Source organism: Bacillus cereus group sp. N21 (assembly GCF_016483395.1).
GTDB classification, from domain to species: domain Bacteria; phylum Bacillota; class Bacilli; order Bacillales; family Bacillaceae_G; genus Bacillus_A; species Bacillus_A pseudomycoides.
Window position 1 is genome coordinate 1 of the sequence record NZ_JAEHBX010000177.1, and the last position, 2,104, is coordinate 2,104.

Sequence of the window (2,104 nt, forward strand, 5' to 3'; positions counted from 1 at the left end):
CTAAAATAAAAATTGACGTTTCACGTTGTTTGTTTCGTTCAGTTTTCAAAGAACTTGTTTGTCGCTCATTTGCGACTCCCTTATGTTAACACTTTCATGTTTCAATGTCAACTAAATTTTTTCATTTCGTTTGTCGCGTTTTGCGTTGTTGCTATCGGCGACTCGTATAATACTACACTTATATATTGAAATAGTCAATGGCTTTTATATAAAAAATTGTTTTTTATCTCTTTTATAGATAAACACTCACAAATCATTAATCTTTTATTCATACACCCTTTCCATTCCTATAGATTCAGTACCCCTAAAAGGGAAAAAAGTAAAACTATTTATCCCTACTAGATATTATAAATGCGTACTCAAAGAGCCTTCATTCTATTTCAGAGTCAAAAGAATAGTAATACTTCATTAGCAATTTGTTTTTTATCAAATAATTTCACTTCAAACATCCCTGGATTATCATCCCTTTGTTCATTATTATAAATACAATATATAAATGTATAATTTAGTATTGTATTACACGGGTTCCCTAATCTTCCTGTATGCTCCTCTAAACCAACTAAAAAGAGAGCATGCCATTCGATGCATCCCCCCTTTCATATTCTGGCATTAATATGTTTTGTACTTCCTATCTTCTTTAGTTTGTCGATCAACAGATTTCATTAGAGCACTTAATTTACCTTTATCCGCCCAGATAACCCCAAATAAAACTAGACATCCTCCTATTAATATCTTCCATGTTAAAGATTCTTTTAATAAAATAACCGAAGCAATAATACTTATGAGTGATAAAGCATTTAAGTACAATCCACTTACTGATGCCGAAACTCTTTCTAGCGCCTTATTCCAAAACCAATAAGCTAGGATTGTTGCACAAACAACAAGGTATGTAAAACTAAGCCCTGTCTTCCATGTTTCTATTTGAGGTAGACCATAATAAAAAGTTTCGATAACTGCAAAGGGGAATAGAATGATTGCCCCTATGATTAATGTTAATGTTGTAAATACTTCGTTTGATAGATTCTTTTCTTGTTTTGGTCTTTTTAATAATATTGTATAGAAGGCAAATAAAAAAGTACTTAATAAAATAAGTATGTCCCCAACTAGAGAAGCGCTTTGATTATCATTACCAGATGGAATGGTAATACATATTACTCCTATAAAACCTAATATAATTCCAATCCAATAGTTTAACTGAATCTTTTCTTTTAAAAACAGTGCCGAGAAAATAATTGTAACTAAAGGTAAAGCAGCATCAATGATGCTCACATGTAATCCACTTGTTAAAGAAATCCCATACGAGGTAAACATAAAATATCCCGCCACACCAGTAAAAGATAATACGCTTATCCTTTTCCACGGAACATCCCTATTAACAATACTTTTTCGTAGCTGCTGAAAAGAAAACAATAGACATATCCCGCCAGCAAAGCAAAGACGAAGAAATAATAGGGTGAATGGCTGAATTGACTCTAACGCCCATTTTGTCGGAGCAATTGCTATCCCCCATAGTATAATCGCAATTAATAGCATACTTATTCCTTTAATGTTTTTCTCCCCTTTTCATATATGTCTCTTCATACCATATGTAGACCTATTTACTTTGTACCATATAATAAAGAGAATAAAGATCATTACTCAATTTTTGTGCGATTCCAATACAGTAAACCTTAAATCCTCGCGTATAATCGAATAAACAAAAATTAATTTCCTATTCTCTTTCACGGTAAGCAGAACAATATTCATCAGCAGTTTTAGCCGCTACTTCAACAAGTTTATGAACAAGTCCATCCCAAACAGTAACTGTACATAAAGATACCCATTCAATGTTTCCTCTAACAAGGTAAAAAGAATCGTAATCATTTCATGTGGTTACCAAAACTTCACTGTACACTATATTTTTATTTCTGTAATTTTGAATAAAAAAATGATATCTAACATGTCCTTTTCCCTTGGCTTTTGTATAAGTCTTTCCATAAAAGTCCCATTGGAATTTTTTCTTCGATCACTCGCTTATTATGTAAATGCACAAAAAAGACGAGTCATTCTGACTCGTCTAAAGTTGCTTGGCGACGTCCTACTCTCACAGGGACAAGGTCCCAAC

1 protein-coding gene is annotated in these 2,104 nt (G+C 32.6%); it reads right to left on the minus strand.

The genetic code is table 11. The annotated features are described in order from the left end of the window. Positions 1–609 precede the first annotated feature (609 nt). Positions 610–1,533: a DMT family transporter gene (locus tag JDS96_RS30290; protein WP_199669071.1), complete on the minus strand. Its 924-nt coding sequence runs from the start codon at positions 1,531–1,533 to the stop codon at positions 610–612. Positions 1,534–2,104: the final 571 nt, after the last annotated feature.